Origin of the sequence: Streptomyces sp. NPDC056169 (genome assembly GCF_042268445.1) — a bacterium.
In the GTDB taxonomy this organism is placed as follows: domain Bacteria; phylum Actinomycetota; class Actinomycetes; order Streptomycetales; family Streptomycetaceae; genus Streptomyces.
Genome location: NZ_JBHJUO010000012.1, coordinates 196,173 through 212,975, shown reverse-complemented (window position 1 = coordinate 212,975; position 16,803 = coordinate 196,173). Strand labels below are relative to the sequence as shown.

The window sequence follows — 16,803 nt, the reverse complement described above, 5'->3', positions numbered from 1 at the left end:
GTGCCCAAGACCACCTTCACCCGCGAGGAGATCCAGTCCTTCGCGCAGCTCTCGCCGTTCGAGCTGAAGGACAAGTTCATCCAGATCGCGCAGGCCGCGCAGGCCGACAAGCCCGGCCAGAAGGAGAAGTCGCAGGCCCAGATGCTCAACGCGGGCCGCGGCAACCCGAACTGGGTCGCCACCGGCCCCCGCGAGGCGTTCTACGCGCTCGGCTACTTCGCGCTCTCCGAGTCGCGCCGCGTGTGGACCGCCGACAACCTCGGCGGCATGCCCGAACTCGCCGGCTCCGGCACCCGCTTCGACACCTTCGTCCGGCAGCACCCGGACCTGCCCGGCGTCGAGATGCTCCAGGACTGCGTCGCGTACGCCGTCGAGCGCTTCGGCTTCGACAAGGACGCCTTCGTCCACGAGCTGACCGACAGCACGATCGGCGACAACTACCCGGTGCCGGACCGGATCCTGGCCCACACCGAGCAGATCGTCCGCGGCTACGTGCACGACGAGATGTTCGACAAGCGCCCGCCGGCCGGCAATCTGTCGCTCTTCGCGACCGAGGGCGGCACGGCCGCCATGTGCTACATCTTCGACTCCCTCATGAAGAACGGGATCCTGAAGAAGGGCGACAAGATCGCCCTGATGGTGCCGGTCTTCACCCCGTACATCGAGATCCCCGAGCTCGACACGTACGAGTTCGACGTCGTCAACGTCCACGCGAGCCTCTTCGCGGAGACCGGCGTGCGCGAGTGGCGCTACCCCGAGGAGGAGGTCGCCAAGCTGGCGGACCCGTCGGTGAAGCTGGTCTGCCTCGTCAACCCGTCCAACCCGCCGTCGCTCGCGCTGAGCCGGCGGGTCGCGGACCAGATCAAGGACATCGTCGCCACGCGGAACCCGAACCTGCTGCTCGTCACGGACGACGTGTACGGCACGTTCGTCGAGGGCTTCCGCTCGCTCGCCGCGGACCTCCCCCGCAACACGCTCCTCGTGTACTCGTACTCCAAGCACTACGGCTGCACCGGCCACCGGCTCGGCGTCATCGGCCTCCACGACGACAACGTCATCGACGGGATGATCGCGAACCTGCCGCAGGCGGAGAAGGACCGGCTGGACAAGCGGTACGGGACGCTGAGCCTGGAGCCCGGGAAGATCCGGTTCATCGACCGGCTCGTCGCCGACTCCCGGCAGGTCGCCCTCAACCACACCGCCGGGCTCTCGCTGCCCCAGCAGGTGATGATGTCGCTCTTCTCCCTCTTCGACATGCTGGACGAGGGCCAGGCGTACAAGGAGAAGATCCGGGCCATCGTGCGCCAGCGCCTCGACCTGCTCCTCGAAGGCGCCCAGATGAAGATCGCCGACGACCCGAAGCGGGCCGGGTACTACATCGAGCTCGACCTGATCGCGGAGGCCGAACGGGTCCACGGGAAGGACTTCGCGGCCTTCCTGGAGAAGAACTACGAGCCGGTGGACCCGCTGTTCCGGCTGGCCGAGCAGACCAGCGTCGTCCTCCTCAACGGCGGCGGCTTCGACGGCCCCGAGTGGTCCGTCCGCGTCTCCCTGGCCAACCTCGACGACCTGGACTACCTGAAGATCGGCCACCACCTGCGGGCGATCTTCAACGACTACGCGGAGGAGTGGAAGGCCTCCCGCGCCTGAGGCTCCGGGAAGGGAAGCGCGCCCCGGCCGGGGTGGGGTGTCTCGGCCGGGGCGCGCGCTGTGGGGGGACGGGGGCGGCTGACGGGGGTGGCCTTGCGGGGGCCTGCGGCCGGCGGCCTACTTGTAGGCGGCGAAGGCCTTCGTGAAGGCCAGGGGCTGCTGGAGGATCGACGAGCAGGTGGCGTCGGCGTAGTTCACGGCGCCGGCCGCGCACTGCTTGTCACGGGTCGAGGACCACATCGAGAGCCAGCCGATCCCCTTCGACCGCGCGAAGTCGACGAGCTGCGTGGCGTCGTCGACCCGGAAGACCTCGCTCGCGACGTCGTTCACGCCGATCATCGGGGTGACCGCGACGGCCTTCCATGCGGCCTCGTCCGAGAGCCCGAGGACGCCCTTGACCTGGGCCTGGGTGGCGGTGGCCGCCTGGATCGCGTACGTGCCCATGTCCGCGCTGTACGCCGGGCCGTAGTCCATCGCCATGATGTTGACGGCATCGACGCGGACCCCGTTCTTCTTCGCGTCGGCGAGCAGCGCCACGCCCGGCTGCGTCAGGCCCTCGGGCATGACCGGCAGGGTGAAGGAGACGTTCAGACCCGGGTGGGTCTGCTGGAGCTGGGCGATCGCCTGGGAGCGGCGGGTGTTGGCGGCGGTGTCCGGCAGGGCCGCGCCCTCGACGTCGAAGTCGACCTTGGTGAGCTTGTACTGGTCGATGACCTTGCCGTACGCGGCGGCCAGCGCCGAGGAGGACGAGCAGTTCAGGGCCAGCTCGTGGCCGGCGGCGCCGCCGAAGGAGACGCGGACGTCACCGCCCTTGGCGCGGAGGGCGCCGATCTGGGCCGCGACCTTGTCGTTCGCCAGGTCGGTGACCCCGCCCCAGAGCGGGGCGCAGGAGCCGCCGGAGGTGATGAAGGCGAGGTTGAACTCCTTCACGCCGGTGGCGTCGGCGGTCGCGAGCAGGTCGTACGTCGGGTAGAGCGAGGTGTCGACGTACGGGGCGTACTTGGCGGCCGTGGGCTCGGGGGCGGGGCCGCCCGTCGCGGTGGGGGTCGGGGTGGGCTTCACCGTGGCCGTGGCCGTGGCCGTGGGAGTCGGCGTCGGGGTCGGCTTCACGGTCGCCGTGGCGGTGGCGGTCGGCTTGGGGGAAGCGGTCGCCGTGGCAGTGGCCGTGGCCGTCGGCTGCGGGGAGGCGGTCGCGGTGGGCTGCTCGGTGGGGCGGCCGCTGGGCGTGGGGGCGGGGCCTCCGACGGAGCACGCGGCCTTGTTGATGAGGCAGTCGACCGGATCGCCCGCCGCGCCCGCGGCGGAGGTCACGAAGCCGACGGTGACGGACTGGCCGGGTGCCAGCTGCTTGTTCCAGCTCGCGGGCCGCACGGTGACGTGGCCGCCGGAGACGGTGTACTCGCCGTTCCAGAGGGAGCCGATGGCCGTCCCCGCCGGGAGGTCGAACTCCAGCGTCCAGTCGTTCTGGGTGGTGGTCGTCTCGTTGGTGACGACGTACTGGCCGGTGTAGCCGCCGGCCCAGGCGCTGGTCCGGGTGTACGCGGCGCCGACGGCGGCGGCCTGCGCGGTACCGCCGAGCGCGAAGGCGGTGCCGCCGGCGATCGCCGCCGCGACGACGGCTCCGACGACCTTGGTCCTGGTGCTCGCCCTGCGCCGGTGCGAACTGGTGCCCATCGCGTGCCTGCCTCTGTGTGCCGGGGTGTGGGGGTGGGGTGCGGCAGCACGCTAGCGACTGGGAAAGGGACAAATGACCACGATCGGCCAGGGGTTGGGATTCTTAGGCTCCGCTTAAGGAAGGCATCGGAACCACGAAAGGTTCGGCCCCGCGCACCCCGTTCCGCTCAGGCGTCGGCGGCCCGGCGGGTGCCCGTGCCGCCGCGGCGGCGGCGGGCCGGGCGGTGGCCGCGGCGGCCCGTCGTGGCGCCCGCGCGGCGCCCGTCGAGCCCGATCCAGACGCGGACCTCGGTGCCGCCGAGCACGGAGTGCCCGATGGCGACGTCTCCCCCGGTGGCCTCGGCCATCCGCCGCACGATGTCCAGGCCGAGGCCCGTCGAGCCGGGCCTGCCCCCGCTGTTGCCGCGGGCCAGGGCGGCGGCGGGGTCGGCGATGCCGGCGCCCGCGTCGGAGACCAGGACGATGACGGCGTCGTCGCCGTTGTGGACGTCGATGGAGAAGGCGGTGCCCTCGGCGGTGTGCCGGAAGACGTTGCCGAGGAGGGCGTCGAGGGCGGCGACGAGTTCGGGGCGGGCCACCGGGATGCGTACCGGACGCTCGACGCCCGCGACCCGTACCCGCCGTCCCTCGTCCTCCGCGAGCGCCGACCAGAAGTCCATCCGCTCGCGGACCACCTCGGCGGCGTCGCAGCCGGCGCCGGGACCCGTCGCCTGGGTCTGCGGCTTCGCCTCCCGGGCCGTACGGATGATGATGTCGACCTCGCGCTCCAGCTGCTCGACGGCGGCCCGGGTCTGCTCGGCGGCCGGACCCGAGCCGAGCGAGGCCGCGTTGAGCCGCAGCACCGTCAGCGGGGTGCGGAGCCGGTGGGAGAGGTCGGCGGCGAGCTCGCGCTCGTTGGCCAGGAGCTGGACGACCTGGTCGGCCATCGAGTTGAAGGCGACGGCCGCCGACTTGAGCTCCGGCGGGCCCTCCTCGGGCACGCGCGCGCCGAGCCGGCCCTCGCCGAGGTCGTGGGCGGCGCCCGCGAGCCGCTGGGCGGGCCGGACCATGCGGACGCCGAGCCGGTCGGCGACGGCGACGGAGCCGACGATCAGCGCGATGCCGACCCCCGCGAGGACCAGCCAGGCGGTGGCGACACCGTTGGTGACCTCGCCCTCGGGGACGAAGAGTTCGACGACGGCGACCTCTCCGCTGCTGAGCGCCGTGGGCTGGAGCAGCGCGAAGCCGCCCGGCACCTCGGCGATGGAGGCCCGGCCGAGCCGGCGGGTGGCGGCGAGCTCCTCCGCGTCGGCCCTGCGGGTGCCGATCTCCAGCGCGGTCCCGCCCGAGTCCTCGGCGGGCACGTGGACGGCGAGCCGCCCGGCGGCCCCGTCCTCGGTGGTGGCGACGGCCTTGTCGAGCTCCTGGCGGTCGGTGGTGATCGCGAGGACGGGGGCGAGCCCGGCGGCCCGCCGTTCGGCGTTGGAGAAGGCCCGGTCGCGGGCCATCTCCTTGACGACGAGCCCGAGGGGTACGGCGAAGGCGACGACGACCATGACGGTGACGGCCAGCGACACCTTGACGAGCGCCCACCTCACGGCTGCGGCTCCCGGGGCGGCTCCAGCTTCACGCCCACGCCGCGCAGGGTGTGCAGGTAGCGGGGCCTGGCGGCCGTCTCCCCCAACTTCCGGCGCAGCCACGACAGATGGACGTCGATGGTCTGGTCGTCGCCGTAGGACTGCTGCCACACCTCGGCGAGCAGCTCCTTGCGCGGGACGACCACACCGGGCCGCCCGGCGAGGAAGGCCAGCAGGTCGAACTCGCGCCGGGTGAGGTCCAACGGCGCCCCGTCCAGCTCCGCCTGACGGCGCAGCGGGTCGACGGTGAGCCCGCCGACCCGGATGGCCCGGGAGGGGGGCGCCTCGCCGGCGGCGGACCGCGCCCGGCGCAGGACGGCCGCCATGCGGGCCGAGAGGTGGTCCACCGAGAAGGGCTTCACGAGGTAGTCGTCCGCGCCGGCGTGCAGGAGCCGTACGATTTCGGCCTCGTCGTCCCGGGCGGTCGCGATGATCACCGGTACGTCGGTGATTCCGCGCAGCATCTTGAGCGCCTCGGACCCGTCCAGGTCGGGCAGTCCGAGGTCCAGGATGACCACGTCGAAACGGAAATGGGCGACCTCGCGCAACGCCTCCAGAGCCGTACCGACGCTCCGTACCGTGTGGGAGGCCTCGGAGAGCTGGCGGATGAGGGCGGAGCGCACGAACTGGTCGTCCTCGACCACGAGCACACTTGCCATGGGCCGCACCGTACGCCATTCGGGGGAACAGGTGAGCAGGGGCGACCCCGGTCATGATCCGCCGGGCACGCCCCAGGTCCACCCTCGCGTACGCCCCCTCACAGGGTGGTGCACTATGGGCCGGTGCGAAGAGGACTCGTTCACGCCCTGGCCTGGTCGCTCGCCACCGGCGCGGCGGTCACCCTGTCCTGGTGGGGAGTGCACACGGTGCTGTCCGGCACGGTGTACGACCCTCCGCGCGCGCTGCCGCTGCCGGTCGGCACCACCGAGGACGCGTCGGCCGTGTCCGGCGGTGATCCGCTGACCTCCTCGACGCACGGTTCCGAGACCCCCGGGGCCTCGGCGCCGCCGTCCCCGAAGTCCACGCCGAGCGAGCGGCGCACGACCTCCGCCACCCCCTCTTCGGCCCCCGCTTCGCCTCCTTCCGGCCGGCCGGAGACCACGGCCGCGGCGCCCGCCACCACCACGCCCGCGCCCGCCACCACCGGCGCGGCCGCCTCCGCCTCCTCGGTGAAGAGCTACACGGTCGACGGCGGCCGGGTCACGTTCGACCTCGGCGAGACGTCCGCCGAGCTGGTCTCGGCGACGCCCGCGTCCGGCTGGCAGATGCAGGTGTGGAAGCAGCCGACGTGGATCCGGGTCACCTTCACCCAGGGCGGCCGCGAGCTCTCGGTCTTCTGCCTGTGGCACGACAGCGCGCCCCGCGTGGAGATCGAGGACCGGCAGACCTGACCGGCCCCGGCCCCCGGCTCAGCGGAAGACAGACGCGGGCGGTACGGGCGAGGGCTTGGCGCTCGCGTCGGTGACGGGGGCCGCTCCGCCGGCGAAGTCGGCGAGCTCCCGGCCGTGCTCCACCCGGCCCGGGTGCGGATCGGTGGCGACCCGGCGGGTGAGCTCGGCCACCGGCAGCTCGCGGTCGGAGGCGAGCAGCACCGCGTTGCCGAAGCGGCGGCCGCGCAGCACCGTGGGGTCGGCGGTCAGCGCGAGTTCGGGGAAGACGGCGGCGGCCGTGGCGATCTGGCCGCGCAGATGGGTCAGGGGCGGGCCGTCGGCGAGGTTCGCCGCGTAGAAGCCGCCGGGCTTCAGGACCCGCCGCACCTCGCCGAGGAACTCGGTGCTGGTGAGATGGGCCGGGGTGCGGGCCCCGCTGAACACGTCGGCGATGACGAGGTCCGCCCAGCCGTCCTGCACCTTGGCGAGTCCGGCGCGGGCGTCTGTTGAGCGGACCCGGATGCGCGCCCCCGCGTCGAGGGGCAGTTCCCGGCGGACGAGCTGGACCAGGGGCCCGTCGAGCTCGACGATCTGCTGGGTGGAGCGGGGCCGGGTCGCGGCGACGTACCGGGCGAGGGTGAAGGCGCCGCCGCCGAGGTGCACGACCTGGAGCGGCCGGTTCGGCGGGGCGGTGAGGTCGGCGATGTGGCCGAGGCGCCGCTGGTACTCGAAGGAGAGGTGGGCCGGGTCGTCGAGGTCGACGTGCGACTGGGGGGCGCCGTCGATGAGCAGCGTCCAGGCGCGCGGACGTTCCCGGTCGGGTATGAGTTCGGCGAGCCCGCCGTCGACGGTCTCGGCGACGGAGGCGGCGGAGGCCGCCCGGTCACGCTGTTTGTTCCTGGCCACGGTCCCCATTATCGGGGCATCTCCGGCACGACCCCGCCGGTACGCCCGCCGGGGGGCTCAGTGGCAGCCGTCGGCCGCTTCGATGAGCCGGGCCGCCTCGCCGAGCGCCTCGCGCAGCACGACCGGGTCGGTGACGGGGTCGGTGTCCCCCGGCGGCAGCAGCCAGCCGGCCGGGCGGGGCGTGTCGCCCGTCGGTTCGGGCAGTTCCGGCAGCTCGGGGAGGCGGAGCCCGCGCCCCGAGGTCCGCGTACACGCGCTGCCCGGCATGTCCCAGGCCGCGGCCGTGCCCGGCGGGACGAGGAAGCCGAGGGTGTCGCAGGCCCCGTCGTGCACCACCGGGCCGACCGCGGGGGCGCTGCCGCGGCGCAGGATGTCGACGGCCTCCAGGCCCTGCCGGACCGGCACGGTCACCAGGTCCCAGGGCTCGACGGGGGGCTGGGGGGCGCCGCCGTCCGGGGCGGGTGCGTGCCACGTGGCCGACTGCGAACCGATGTCCGTCATGGGGACCCCTCCTCGCTCCAGAGGAGACACGTTCCGTCTCTCCCTTACGGTTCAACGCCCGTGCGCGTCAACGGCTACGGCGGCATGCCGCTGCAAAGGATGGCAGTTCATGGCAGATCGCAGGCGAGATATCCGATTTGTAGCCAAACTCAGCGTACGCATCCGGTCACAGCAGGTACGTTCTTGCCGCCGGACCACCCGGCAGCACCAGGAGAGGGCTCGGCCATGGCGATGTCACGGGCAGTTCCCAATCTCGCCTTCCGCCGGCTCCGCGGACAGCACTCGCCGGCGGAGTTCGCCGCGGCTGTCCGCCGGGCGGCGCGGGAGATCGGCGAACAGGTCGCGTGCGACGCCCGCTACATCGGGCGCGTGGAAGCGGGCGAGATCCGCTGCCCCAACTACGCGTACGAGCGGGTCTTCCTGCACATGTTCCCCGGACTCGGCCTCTCCGACCTGGGCTTCTCCGCGCGCGAGACCGTACGCGGCCGGCGGCAGGCCGCCCCGGCCGGGGCTCCGCCTCCCGCCGCGATCACGACCCGGAACGATGAGGAGAGCGACGTGCTGCGTCGCGCATTCATGACGAGCGGCTCCGCCACCCTGGCGGCCGCCTCGCTGGGACTCGGCGGCCCCGTCGTCGCGATCCCCGCCCCCCGCGGCACCCACAGGATCGGCGAGGCCGAGGTCCGGGCCGTCGAGGAGGCCGTACGGCAGATCCGTCTGCTCGACGACCGGCACGGCGCCGACGGGCTCTACAAGGTGGCCGCGCAGCCGCTCCGTACCGCGTACGCGCTGCTCGACACGGGAACGATGACCCGCCGCTCCACCGAGGACCGGCTGCACGCGGGCGCCGGCGAGCTGTCCCTCTCCGTCGGCTGGCTCGCCCACGACTCGGGCCGCCACGAGGACGCGCGCTCGCACTACGCGGAGGCCCTCGCCACCGCGCGGGTCTCGGGGAACGCGGCCCTGGAGGCGCACGCCTTCTGCAACACCTCGTTCCTGGCCCGGGACACCGGCAAGTACCGGGAGGCCGTCCGGGCGGCCCAGGCGGGGCTGCGGGCCGCGCAGCCCCTCGACTCGGCCCGGCTGCTGTCGCTGCTCTCGCTGCGGGAGGCGGCCGCGTGGGCGGGGCTCGGCGACCGGTCCGCCTGCGAGCAGGCCCTCGGCCGCGCCCACGGGCACTTCGACCGGGGGCCCTCCGACGGCGACCCCGAGTGGATGTCGTTCTTCGGCGAGCCCGAGCGGGAGGCCCTGGAGGCCCAGTGCTGGTCGGCCCTCGGCGACTGGGGCCGCGCCGCCCGCCACGCCCACCGGGCCACGGTCCTGCAGAATCCGTACTTCGCCCGGAACCTCGCGCTCTACCGCGCCCATCTGGCCAAGGACCTGGCGCACGCCGGGCGCCCGGACGAGGCGGCGGCGGAGGCGAAGCGCGTCGTGGACTCCCTCGAAGGCATCGCCTCGGCCCGGATCCGCGGGATGCTCGCGGAGACGAGCAGGGTCCTCGCCGCGTACTGACGGCCGGGGCCGCCAGGGCCCTCTACTCCAGGTGGCCGGTGTCGTTCCAGCGCTCGATCGCCGGCGCGCCGTACGCCCAGCCCAGGGCCGAGAGGCTCGTCGGGTCGAGGCGGATGCGGGAGGCGAACGAGACGTCCTCGCCCAGCCAGCGCGCGCCGATCGACCGCAGGATGTGGCCGTGGGCGAAGACCAGGACGTCGCGGTCGGCGGAGCGGGCCCACTCGACGATCTCGTCGGCGCGGGCCGACAGCTGCGCGAGCGACTCCCCCTCGGGAACGGCGTCGCGCCAGATCAGCCAGCCGGGGCGGACGGCCTGGATCTGGGCCGGGGTCATCCCTTCGTACGCCCCGTAGTCCCACTCCATCAGCGCGTCCCACGGCTCGGCGCGGTCGCCGAAGCCGGCGATCTCGCAGGTCTCGCTCGCCCGGACCAGCGGGCTGGTGCGCACCTCCACGTCGGGCAGCCCCCGCCAGGGTCCGCGGTGGAGCCGCTCGCCGAGCAGCTTCGCGCCGCGCCGGCCCTCGTCGAGCAGGGGGATGTCGGTCCTGCCGGTGTGCCGGCCGAGAAGAGACCACTCGGTCTGGCCGTGCCGGGCGAGCAGGATGCGCGGTGCCATGGGAAGGCTCTCCAGGGGTTCACGGTGTGCGGACGTGCCTCTCCCATCATCTCCCACCCGAATTCGGGGTGACGAACGGGCGACCTCGGGACGGTTGTCAGTGGCGGATGCGAGACTTCCGCGGGTGAGCGCATCCCCGGACAGCGGTCTGCCCCGACCCTCGCAGACGACCCTTCGGCATCAGCTGGCCGATCTGCGCGGACCGGGCACGGCACCGCGCGCCCTGGACGCGCGGGCGCTCGCGGCGCTCGCCGCCAATCCCGGCTGCCGGCGTCGGGCGCTGCTCGACGGCGCCGGGGTCGACAAGGCGGCGCTCGCTTCGAAGCTGGGCTCCCCCGCGCCGTTCGGCCAGTCGCAGTTCGCGATCATGCGGGGGAACTCCTTCGAGGCGAAGGTCAAGGCGGACGGCGGCCGTGAGCTGCTGCGGCTGCTCGGCGTCGAGGAGCCCGGCGCGGTCTCGGTGCCCGATCTGGCGGCGGCCGGGCCGCAGGGGCGGACGGCCCGTACGGCGCTCGCGCTGCGGGAGGCGACCGCGGCCGGGGCGTGGGCGCTGCTCGACCATCCGCTGCTCGCCCTGGAGGTGGCCGGCGCCCCGGTCTATCTGGAGCCGGACGCGGTGGTGGTCGATCCCGACGGGCGGTGGACGGTCGTCGAGATCAAGTCCTTCCCGATGATCGACGGCGCGGCCGACGCGTCGAAGGTGGGCGCGGCGGCCCGGCAGTCCGCCGTGTACGTGCTCGCGCTCGAACGGGTGGCGGCGGTGACCGAGGGCGCGCGGGTCGCGCACTCGGTGGTCCTCGTCTGCCCGAAGGACTTCTCGAACGTGCCGACGGCCTCGGTCGTCGACGTGCGCAAGCAGCGGTCGGTGACCCGGCGGCAGCTCGCCCGGCTGACCCGTATCGACGAGATCGCGGACGCCGTGCCGGAGGGCGTCACCTTCGACGTGGCGGGGTGTTCGGCGGCGGAGCTGACGGAGGCCGTGGAGTCCGTGCCCCACGCGTACGCGCCGGAGTGCCTGGCCGCCTGCGAGCTGGCCTTCCACTGCCGGGCGCGGGCCCGGGAGGCGGGCGCGGTGGAGACCCTGGGCCGGGCGGTACGGGGTGAGCTGGGCGGCCTGACGACGGTCGGCGCGGTCCTGGCGGCGGCGCGCGGCGAGGCCGGCGACCCGGACGATCCGGCGGTGGCGGCCCTGCGCCGGGCGCGGGCGCTGCGCCAGGAGGCGCTGGACCGGGCGTCTGTCCCGCGCGCGAAGGTTTCGGGCCGGGCGTCGGCACGGTCCGAGGAGGCTCCCGTATGTCACTGATCTCCGCGCTCGCCCGGATGGAGGCCGTCGAGTCGGGCCGCGCCCAGCCGCTGGCCACCGTCCGCCACCGGCACGTGTCCGCGCGGCCGCTCGTCCTCGTCCCCCTGACGACCGCCGGTGAGGCGGGCGCGCCGCTCGGCGCGCTCGTCGGCACCGACCGCGAGGAGCCGCGGCTCCTGGTGGTGGCGCAGCCCCGGGACCGGGACCTGCGGTTCGCGTTCCTCGCCGACCTGGCGGAGGAGGTCCTGCCGTACGTCGACGCGTTCGCGGACGCCGTCGAGGCGGCGGAGCGGAGCGAGGTCGACCCCGAGACCGGCAAGAAGGTGAAGGTCGAGGTCGAGCTGTGCGCGGACGCGCCGCAGCTGATCGTGCCGAGCCGGGCGGGCATCGAGTACGTACGGCTGCTGGGGCGGTCGACGCGGTTCCGGCGGACGGCCGAGCAGGACCCGGAGACGCCGTTCCCTGCGCCGCCGCGCGTGCCGCTGCTCGGGCGCTGGCTGACGCACTTCGGCGAGCGGGCGCGGGTCCCCGGGTCCTCGCTGCTGCTCGCCGCGACGGACCTGCTCAACCGGCACTGGGCGACCGGCCAGTCCTCCCTGGAGGACCAGCACCTGGGCGCGCTGCTCGCCTGGATCGACCCGTCCGACGGGGAGACCGGCCCCGAGGGGGCGCTGCGGGCCGAGGCGGGGCGGGACGAGCGGGGTCAGCTGCTGTGCCCGCCGGCCGGTCCCGCCACCGACCCGGCCTTCGACAACAGGCTGCTCGCGCCCGCGATCGAGCGGTACGACCGGGCCCGGCAGGCGCTCGGCGCGGCCGAGGACGGCGAGGCGGCCGACACGGGCCTCGGCGAGCTGCACCGGGCCGAGCGGGAGATCCGGCGGCTCGTCGCCTCGCAGCTGAAGCCGACCTGGGACGCGGTCTGGCAGGCGCTCGACCTGCTGCGGGAGCTGCCGGAGGGCGCCAGGGTCGAGGACCGCTGGACCCGCGACCGGTGGTCGTTCACCGGCCACCGGGACCGGATCACGGCCGGTGAGCCGCCGCAGCCGCGCCGGGACGACGCCGTGGGGGCGGCCTCGAAGCTCGCGGCCCGCGAGCAGGCGCAGGGGCAGCTGGAGGCCCACGAGGCGCTCGACGACCCGCTGGTCCTGGCGGGGCGGCGGCTCGCGGGCGAGGCGTTCGCGGCGGAGGTGGCCGAGGTGACGATGGCGTGGACGGAGTCGAAGCGGCCCGCGCCGCGCCCGCTGCTCACGGTCCGCACGGAGGACCGGCCGCACCTGGCGGAGAAGGCGAAGGTGTTCCGCTCGCTCGACGGGAAGCCGCAGGCGGCGGAGTTCGTGCGGTACGAGGAGGACGGCTCGCTGGTCCTGCGGCTCCTCGACAGGATGGGGCGGTCGAAGGAGCCGGCGGCGGGCTCGGTGCCGGAGAAGGGCGAGCGGATCGCCTGGACGCTGTTCGAGCACGAGCAGCGGGTCGGGCCGAAGCTGCCGGACCCGGAGGAGACGCCCTGGACGCACGGCGGTCCGCCGCGGACGGACGCCGTCGAACTGCCCGACGCCGTGACCCCCGAGGACGTGCTGTGACCGTGACGACCGGTGAACCTCGCTTCGATCCGTCCGCCGAGGCCGGCCGGGCGACGGACGGCATCCTGGCGGACACCCTGCACGGCACCTCCCGCGGTGTCGTCGTGGACTCCCCGCCGGGCGCCGGGAAGTCGACCCTGGTCGTCCGGGCCGCACTCGAACTGGCCGCCGCCGGGCGTCCCCTGATGGTCGTCGCACAGACGAACGCGCAGGTGGACGACCTGGTGCTGCGGCTCGCCGAGAAGGAGCCCGGCCTGGAGGTGGGCCGGCTGCACTCGAACGACAGCGACCCGTACGACAAGGCGCTCGACGACCTGGCCAACGTACGGAAGTCGGCGAAGCCCGGGGAGCTGACGGGGCTGCCGGTCGTGCTCTCCACCTCCGCCAAGTGGGCGCACGTGAAGAACGTCGAGCCGTGGGCGCACGCGATCGTCGACGAGGCCTACCAGATGCGCTCGGACGCGCTCCTCTCCGTGGCGGGCCTCTTCGAGCGGGCGCTGTTCGTGGGCGACCCCGGGCAGCTGGACCCCTTCTCGGTGGTGGGAGCGGAGCAGTGGGCGGGGCTCTCGTACGACCCCTCCGCCTCGGCCGTCTCCACGCTGCTCGCGCACAATCCGGAGCTGCCGCAGCACCGGCTGCCGGTGTCGTGGCGGCTGCCCGCATCGGCGGCGCCGCTGGTCTCGGACGCCTTCTACCCGTACACGCCGTTCCGCAGCGGCACCGGGCCCGGGGACCGGACGCTCTCCTTCGGGGTGGCGTCGGACGGTTCGGGTCCCGACCGGGTCCTCGACGAGGCGGCGGAGTCGGGCTGGGGGCTGCTCGAACTGCCGGCCCGCACGACCCCGCGCACCGATCCGGAGGCGGTCGGCGCGGTCGCCCTGGTCGTCCGGCGGCTCCTGGACCGGGGCGGGGCGGCGGTCTCGGAGCGGTCCGATCGTCCGGTGCCCCTGACGCCCGACCGGATCGCGGTCGGCACCGCCCACCGCGACCAGGCGGCGGCGGTCCGGGCGGCGCTCGCGGGCCTCGGTGTGACGGGCGTGACGGTGGACACCGCGAACCGGCTCCAGGGCCGCGAGTACGACGTCACCGTCGTCCTCCATCCGCTGTCGGGGCGGCCGGACGCGACCGCCTTCCACCTGGAGACGGGCCGCCTGTGCGTGCTCGCCTCCCGGCACCGGCACGCCTGCGTCGTGGTCTGCCGCGCGGGCGTCTCGGAGCTCCTCGACGAGCATCCGTCGACGGAGCCGGTGCGGCTCGGCGCGGCCGTGTCGTTCCCCGACGGCTGGGAGGCGAACCACGCGGTCCTCTCCCACCTGGCGGAGCACCGGGTGGCGTGGGATCCGGGCGCGGCGTAGGGCCGGTCCGGGGAACGGGCCCCGAAGGCGGGGTCCGGGCGCCAAACAGGGGTCCGGGAGCAGAACCGGGGCGCGCGGCGGGGGCCTCGCGCTCTTGCGCGGGGCGGGACAATGGAAAGCGGCCCGGGATCCCGGGCCGTGCCTGTGCGAGGAGGAGAAGAACGATGGCGGAACCCGCTGAGCGGAGCGGACAGCGACGGCTTCGGCCGGCACCGCTGGTCTTCGAGCCTGCCGAGGCGACCGCCGATCCGGAGCATTTCTTCGACCTGGAGTCGATAGACGACCCGCGTGAACTGCTGGCCCGGGCGACGGAGCTGACGCTCGCGTTCCGCGCGGCGACGGACCGCGCGACGGAGTTCCAGGCGATCGCGGCGGCGCAGCTGGCGGATCCGCGCCGGTTCGACCGGCTGACGGCGGCGGACGTCGCCGAGCGGGCGGAGTGGACCGAGGACTACGCCCTGAAGATGATCGAGTTCGGCCGCGGTCTGATCCGGTCGAACGGGCGCTCGGCGGAGGAGTAACCGCCAGGCGCGAACCTGGGGCGCGGGCCGGGGCGCGGACGGGGGCGCGGGCCGGGAAGCAGCCCGCGAGTAGGCCGGGCGGAGGCGTCCCGTGGCATATGCGGGGCGCACGATACTCCTCGCCCACCCCTCTTGTCCGAGATTCCGGCAACTCTCGGAAACCGCATGGTCACGGCCGGTAGATCTGATCACATGACGACCTGGTTGCGCGACGAGACCCCGTACGACATCTTCCGTTTCCTGCGGGAGGGCGACGAGGGGCGCCACCAGACGGCCCGCGTGACCGCCGACGGGGCGGCCTGGCTCGCCTCGGCCGCCGGGGGCCGGCCAGGGGCCGCGCTCACCCGCTGGGAGGCGAGCCCGGCCTCGCCGGCGGCGCTGCCCTGCGGGACGGTCTTCGACGTCGTCAACGTGGACCCGGTCTTCGGGCGCCGGATGCTGGACCGCCTGTGGGAGGAGGGCCCGGGTTCCGGGCCCGTCGCCGTGCACCGGGGCCGGATGATGCTGTTCGCCGCGCCCGGGACGGCCCAGCGTTTACCGGCACTGCTCGACTGGGAGGAGTGGGGCGACGCCGTCCCCCGGCCGCTCTGTCACGGCGTCGGGGACGCGGTGACCGTGCCCCCGCTCACCCCGGCCGACTCCGCCGGACCCCGCTGGCTGGTGGCGCCCGACACGCGGAACCCCTGGCTGCCCGGGCCCGAGGTCATGCTCTGGGCCTGCGTGCGGGCCGCCCGGGCCGCCTCCGCCCCCGACGTGCGGGTATCGATTTTTCCTCCCGCCGATCCGGGTGCTAATGTCTACGACGTCAGCAGGCGCCGCTAGCTCAGTTGGTTAGAGCAGCTGACTCTTAATCAGCGGGTCCGGGGTTCGAGTCCCTGGCGGCGCACAGACGGAAGAAGCCCCTCGCGGAAGCGGGGGGCTTCTTCGTTCTCCCGTGACCTCCCGGGTCAGCCCGCTCCCGGCGGGGTGACCTTCACCGTCCAGCCGCCCGCCTCGGTACGGTCCGCCACCTCGACGCGGACGCCCGTCCCGGGCACGGTGAACGTCTCGCCCTCCTCCAGCGGCGCGTCCGCGAGCGGCGGGTAGACGGAGCGGTCCCAGCACGCCTCGGTGCGCGGGTGGGCGTCGACGACCTGGACCGGGCCGTCGCCGGAGGCCGCGCCGTTGCGCACCCGGTAGACGAGGACGCCCTCGGTGCAGGTGTCGGCGTCGTTGCCGGTGGAGCCCCGGGCCTCGATGGCCAGGACGCTGTCCGGGCCGGTCCTCACGACCGCGAGCCGGGTGCCGAGAGCGCCGCTCTCGGTGGGCGGGGCGTCGGTCGGCTCCAGGCTGACCAGCCGGGGGCCGGGCCCCTGCACGCAGGTCACCTGGGCGCGGGAGAGCCAGCCCAGCTTCCACTTGTGCCAGCCGAAGAGGTCGGGCGCGAGACCGAACTGACTGCCCATGACGTCCCAGTCCCCCACATGGGTGTCCCAGTCACCCTTGCCGTCCGCCGGACGGTGGTAGAGGTCGGGCAGGTCGAAGACGTGGCCGGTCTCGTGCGCGAGGACGTTCCGGTCGGGCGGGTGCCGCTCGAAGACCGTGACGACCCGCTTGATCTCGGTGCCGTCGACCTCCATCGGGCGTTCGAGGTTGACGACCTTCGTCGCGTCGGAGTCCACGCCGGGCGCGTCCGGGTCGGCGACCAGGTAGACGACGTCGTACAGCGAGAAGTCGACGTCCGCGTCGGCGGCGGCGACCGCGTCGCGCAGATAGGCCGCGCGCTTCCCGGAGTCCCAGTCGCGCCGTATGTCGTACGCGCTCGACTCCCGCGGCATCCGGGTCCACTCGGACCGGGCGTGCGGGCGCAGGGCGAAGCGGCCGTAGGAGGCGCGCTCGAAGTACTCGCTGGTGGCCGGGAAGTGGTCGGCGGTGAGGTCGGCGGGGGTGGTGAGCGGTGTGGCGTCCGGGAACGACAGGAAGATCATGACCGCGTCGAGGGTGCGGGTGGGACGCGGATAGGAGCCGTTCCAGGTGTCGAGGCCGAGCGAGTGATGGGCCGCGGTGCGGGGCAGGACGCAGGGGTTCGCCACGGGCGCGCCCACGGCGGGGCCGGCGACGAGCCCGGTGGCGGCGAGCGCGGCGAGCGCGGTGAAGGCCGCCGCGCCGGAACGCAGGCTCGGCCGCTCCACTCCCCCGGGTGGCTGCTGACCCCTCACG

Annotated in this window: 15 protein-coding genes and 1 tRNA gene; 9 read left to right on the top strand and 7 right to left on the bottom strand. The window is 74.2% G+C overall.

The window, feature by feature from the left end; all coding sequences use genetic code 11:
* On the top strand, positions 1-1,650 hold the full coding sequence (locus ACFC0G_RS21625; RefSeq protein WP_376405570.1) for a bifunctional aspartate transaminase/aspartate 4-decarboxylase: 1,650 nt from the start codon (positions 1-3) through the stop codon (positions 1,648-1,650).
* Positions 1,651-1,767: 117 nt separating this feature from the next.
* Here the strand turns inward: ACFC0G_RS21625 and ACFC0G_RS21620 are convergent, their stop codons facing one another.
* The 3 genes from ACFC0G_RS21620 to ACFC0G_RS21610 form a co-directional block, all read right to left on the bottom strand.
* Positions 1,768-3,324 (bottom strand): cellulose binding domain-containing protein, encoded by a 1,557-nt coding sequence (locus tag ACFC0G_RS21620; protein ID WP_376405568.1) that lies wholly within the window; start codon positions 3,322-3,324, stop codon positions 1,768-1,770.
* 167 nt (positions 3,325-3,491) lie between these two features.
* Positions 3,492-4,901 carry a sensor histidine kinase gene (locus tag ACFC0G_RS21615; protein ID WP_376405565.1) on the bottom strand — a complete coding sequence of 470 codons (1,410 nt, stop codon included), beginning with the start codon at positions 4,899-4,901 and terminating at the stop codon, positions 3,492-3,494.
* Positions 4,898-5,599: a response regulator transcription factor gene (locus tag ACFC0G_RS21610; RefSeq protein WP_376405563.1), complete on the bottom strand. Its 702-nt coding sequence runs from the start codon at positions 5,597-5,599 to the stop codon at positions 4,898-4,900. Before ACFC0G_RS21610 ends, ACFC0G_RS21615 begins: the two co-directional genes overlap by 4 nt.
* A 123-nt stretch (positions 5,600-5,722) precedes the next feature.
* Here ACFC0G_RS21610 and ACFC0G_RS21605 point away from each other — a divergent pair, with 123 nt between their 5' ends.
* Entirely contained in the window at positions 5,723-6,331 is a 609-nt protein-coding gene (locus ACFC0G_RS21605; RefSeq protein WP_376405561.1) for a hypothetical protein, read from the top strand.
* An 18-nt stretch (positions 6,332-6,349) separates the two neighbouring features.
* Here the strand turns inward: ACFC0G_RS21605 and ACFC0G_RS21600 are convergent, their stop codons facing one another.
* Both ACFC0G_RS21600 and ACFC0G_RS21595 read right to left on the bottom strand, forming a co-directional pair.
* Entirely contained in the window at positions 6,350-7,225 is an 876-nt protein-coding gene (locus ACFC0G_RS21600) for a spermidine synthase (protein ID WP_376405559.1), read from the bottom strand.
* Positions 7,226-7,273: 48 nt separating this feature from the next.
* Positions 7,274-7,717 carry a hypothetical protein gene (locus ACFC0G_RS21595; protein ID WP_376405557.1) on the bottom strand — a complete coding sequence of 148 codons (444 nt, stop codon included), beginning with the start codon at positions 7,715-7,717 and terminating at the stop codon, positions 7,274-7,276.
* 225 nt (positions 7,718-7,942) lie between these two features.
* On the opposite strand from ACFC0G_RS21595, the gene ACFC0G_RS21590 reads away from it, so the two are divergent.
* On the top strand, positions 7,943-9,229 hold the full coding sequence (locus ACFC0G_RS21590) for a tetratricopeptide repeat protein (RefSeq protein WP_376405555.1): 1,287 nt from the start codon (positions 7,943-7,945) through the stop codon (positions 9,227-9,229).
* A gap of 22 nt (positions 9,230-9,251) precedes the next feature.
* On the opposite strand, the gene ACFC0G_RS21585 is transcribed toward ACFC0G_RS21590, so the two are convergent.
* A complete protein-coding gene (locus ACFC0G_RS21585; RefSeq protein WP_376405553.1) occupies positions 9,252-9,845 on the bottom strand; it encodes a histidine phosphatase family protein in 594 nt (197 codons plus the stop codon).
* A 124-nt stretch (positions 9,846-9,969) separates the two neighbouring features.
* Between ACFC0G_RS21585 and ACFC0G_RS21580 the strand changes: the two genes are divergently transcribed.
* The 6 genes from ACFC0G_RS21580 to ACFC0G_RS21555 all read left to right on the top strand — a co-directional run bounded on the left by ACFC0G_RS21580 (position 9,970) and on the right by ACFC0G_RS21555 (position 15,490).
* Positions 9,970-11,148, top strand: coding sequence for a hypothetical protein (locus tag ACFC0G_RS21580; protein WP_376405551.1), 1,179 nt, complete (start codon positions 9,970-9,972; stop codon positions 11,146-11,148).
* On the top strand, positions 11,139-12,728 hold the full coding sequence (locus ACFC0G_RS21575) for a hypothetical protein (protein WP_376405549.1): 1,590 nt from the start codon (positions 11,139-11,141) through the stop codon (positions 12,726-12,728). Before ACFC0G_RS21580 ends, ACFC0G_RS21575 begins: the two co-directional genes overlap by 10 nt.
* Entirely contained in the window at positions 12,725-14,083 is a 1,359-nt protein-coding gene (locus ACFC0G_RS21570) for an AAA domain-containing protein (protein WP_376405547.1), read from the top strand. The genes ACFC0G_RS21575 and ACFC0G_RS21570 overlap by 4 nt, the downstream gene beginning before the upstream one ends.
* Before the next feature lie 164 nt (positions 14,084-14,247).
* On the top strand, positions 14,248-14,604 hold the full coding sequence (locus ACFC0G_RS21565; protein WP_376405545.1) for a hypothetical protein: 357 nt from the start codon (positions 14,248-14,250) through the stop codon (positions 14,602-14,604).
* 192 nt (positions 14,605-14,796) lie between these two features.
* Positions 14,797-15,426, top strand: a complete 630-nt coding sequence (locus ACFC0G_RS21560) for a hypothetical protein (protein ID WP_376405543.1) — start codon at positions 14,797-14,799, stop codon at positions 15,424-15,426.
* A tRNA-Lys gene (locus tag ACFC0G_RS21555) sits at positions 15,417-15,490 on the top strand. The genes ACFC0G_RS21560 and ACFC0G_RS21555 overlap by 10 nt, the downstream gene beginning before the upstream one ends.
* 61 nt (positions 15,491-15,551) lie before the next feature.
* On the opposite strand, the gene ACFC0G_RS21550 is transcribed toward ACFC0G_RS21555, so the two are convergent.
* On the bottom strand, positions 15,552-16,802 hold the full coding sequence (locus ACFC0G_RS21550; protein ID WP_376405541.1) for a M6 family metalloprotease domain-containing protein: 1,251 nt from the start codon (positions 16,800-16,802) through the stop codon (positions 15,552-15,554).
* Position 16,803: the final 1 nt, after the last annotated feature.

Excerpts from the sequence above, each read along its gene's own strand:
- ACFC0G_RS21590 (WP_376405555.1), top strand. The coding sequence starts at position 7,943 with ATGGCGATGTCACGGGCAGTTCCCAATCTCGCCTTCCGCCGGCTCCGC.
- ACFC0G_RS21620 (WP_376405568.1), bottom strand. The coding sequence starts at position 3,324 with ATGGGCACCAGTTCGCACCGGCGCAGGGCGAGCACCAGGACCAAGGTC.
- ACFC0G_RS21595 (WP_376405557.1), bottom strand. The coding sequence starts at position 7,717 with ATGACGGACATCGGTTCGCAGTCGGCCACGTGGCACGCACCCGCCCCG.
- ACFC0G_RS21600 (WP_376405559.1), bottom strand. The coding sequence starts at position 7,225 with ATGGGGACCGTGGCCAGGAACAAACAGCGTGACCGGGCGGCCTCCGCC.
- ACFC0G_RS21575 (WP_376405549.1), top strand. The coding sequence starts at position 11,139 with ATGTCACTGATCTCCGCGCTCGCCCGGATGGAGGCCGTCGAGTCGGGC.
- ACFC0G_RS21610 (WP_376405563.1), bottom strand. The coding sequence starts at position 5,599 with ATGGCAAGTGTGCTCGTGGTCGAGGACGACCAGTTCGTGCGCTCCGCC.
- ACFC0G_RS21565 (WP_376405545.1), top strand. The coding sequence starts at position 14,248 with ATGGCGGAACCCGCTGAGCGGAGCGGACAGCGACGGCTTCGGCCGGCA.
- ACFC0G_RS21585 (WP_376405553.1), bottom strand. The coding sequence starts at position 9,845 with ATGGCACCGCGCATCCTGCTCGCCCGGCACGGCCAGACCGAGTGGTCT.
- ACFC0G_RS21560 (WP_376405543.1), top strand. The coding sequence starts at position 14,797 with ATGACGACCTGGTTGCGCGACGAGACCCCGTACGACATCTTCCGTTTC.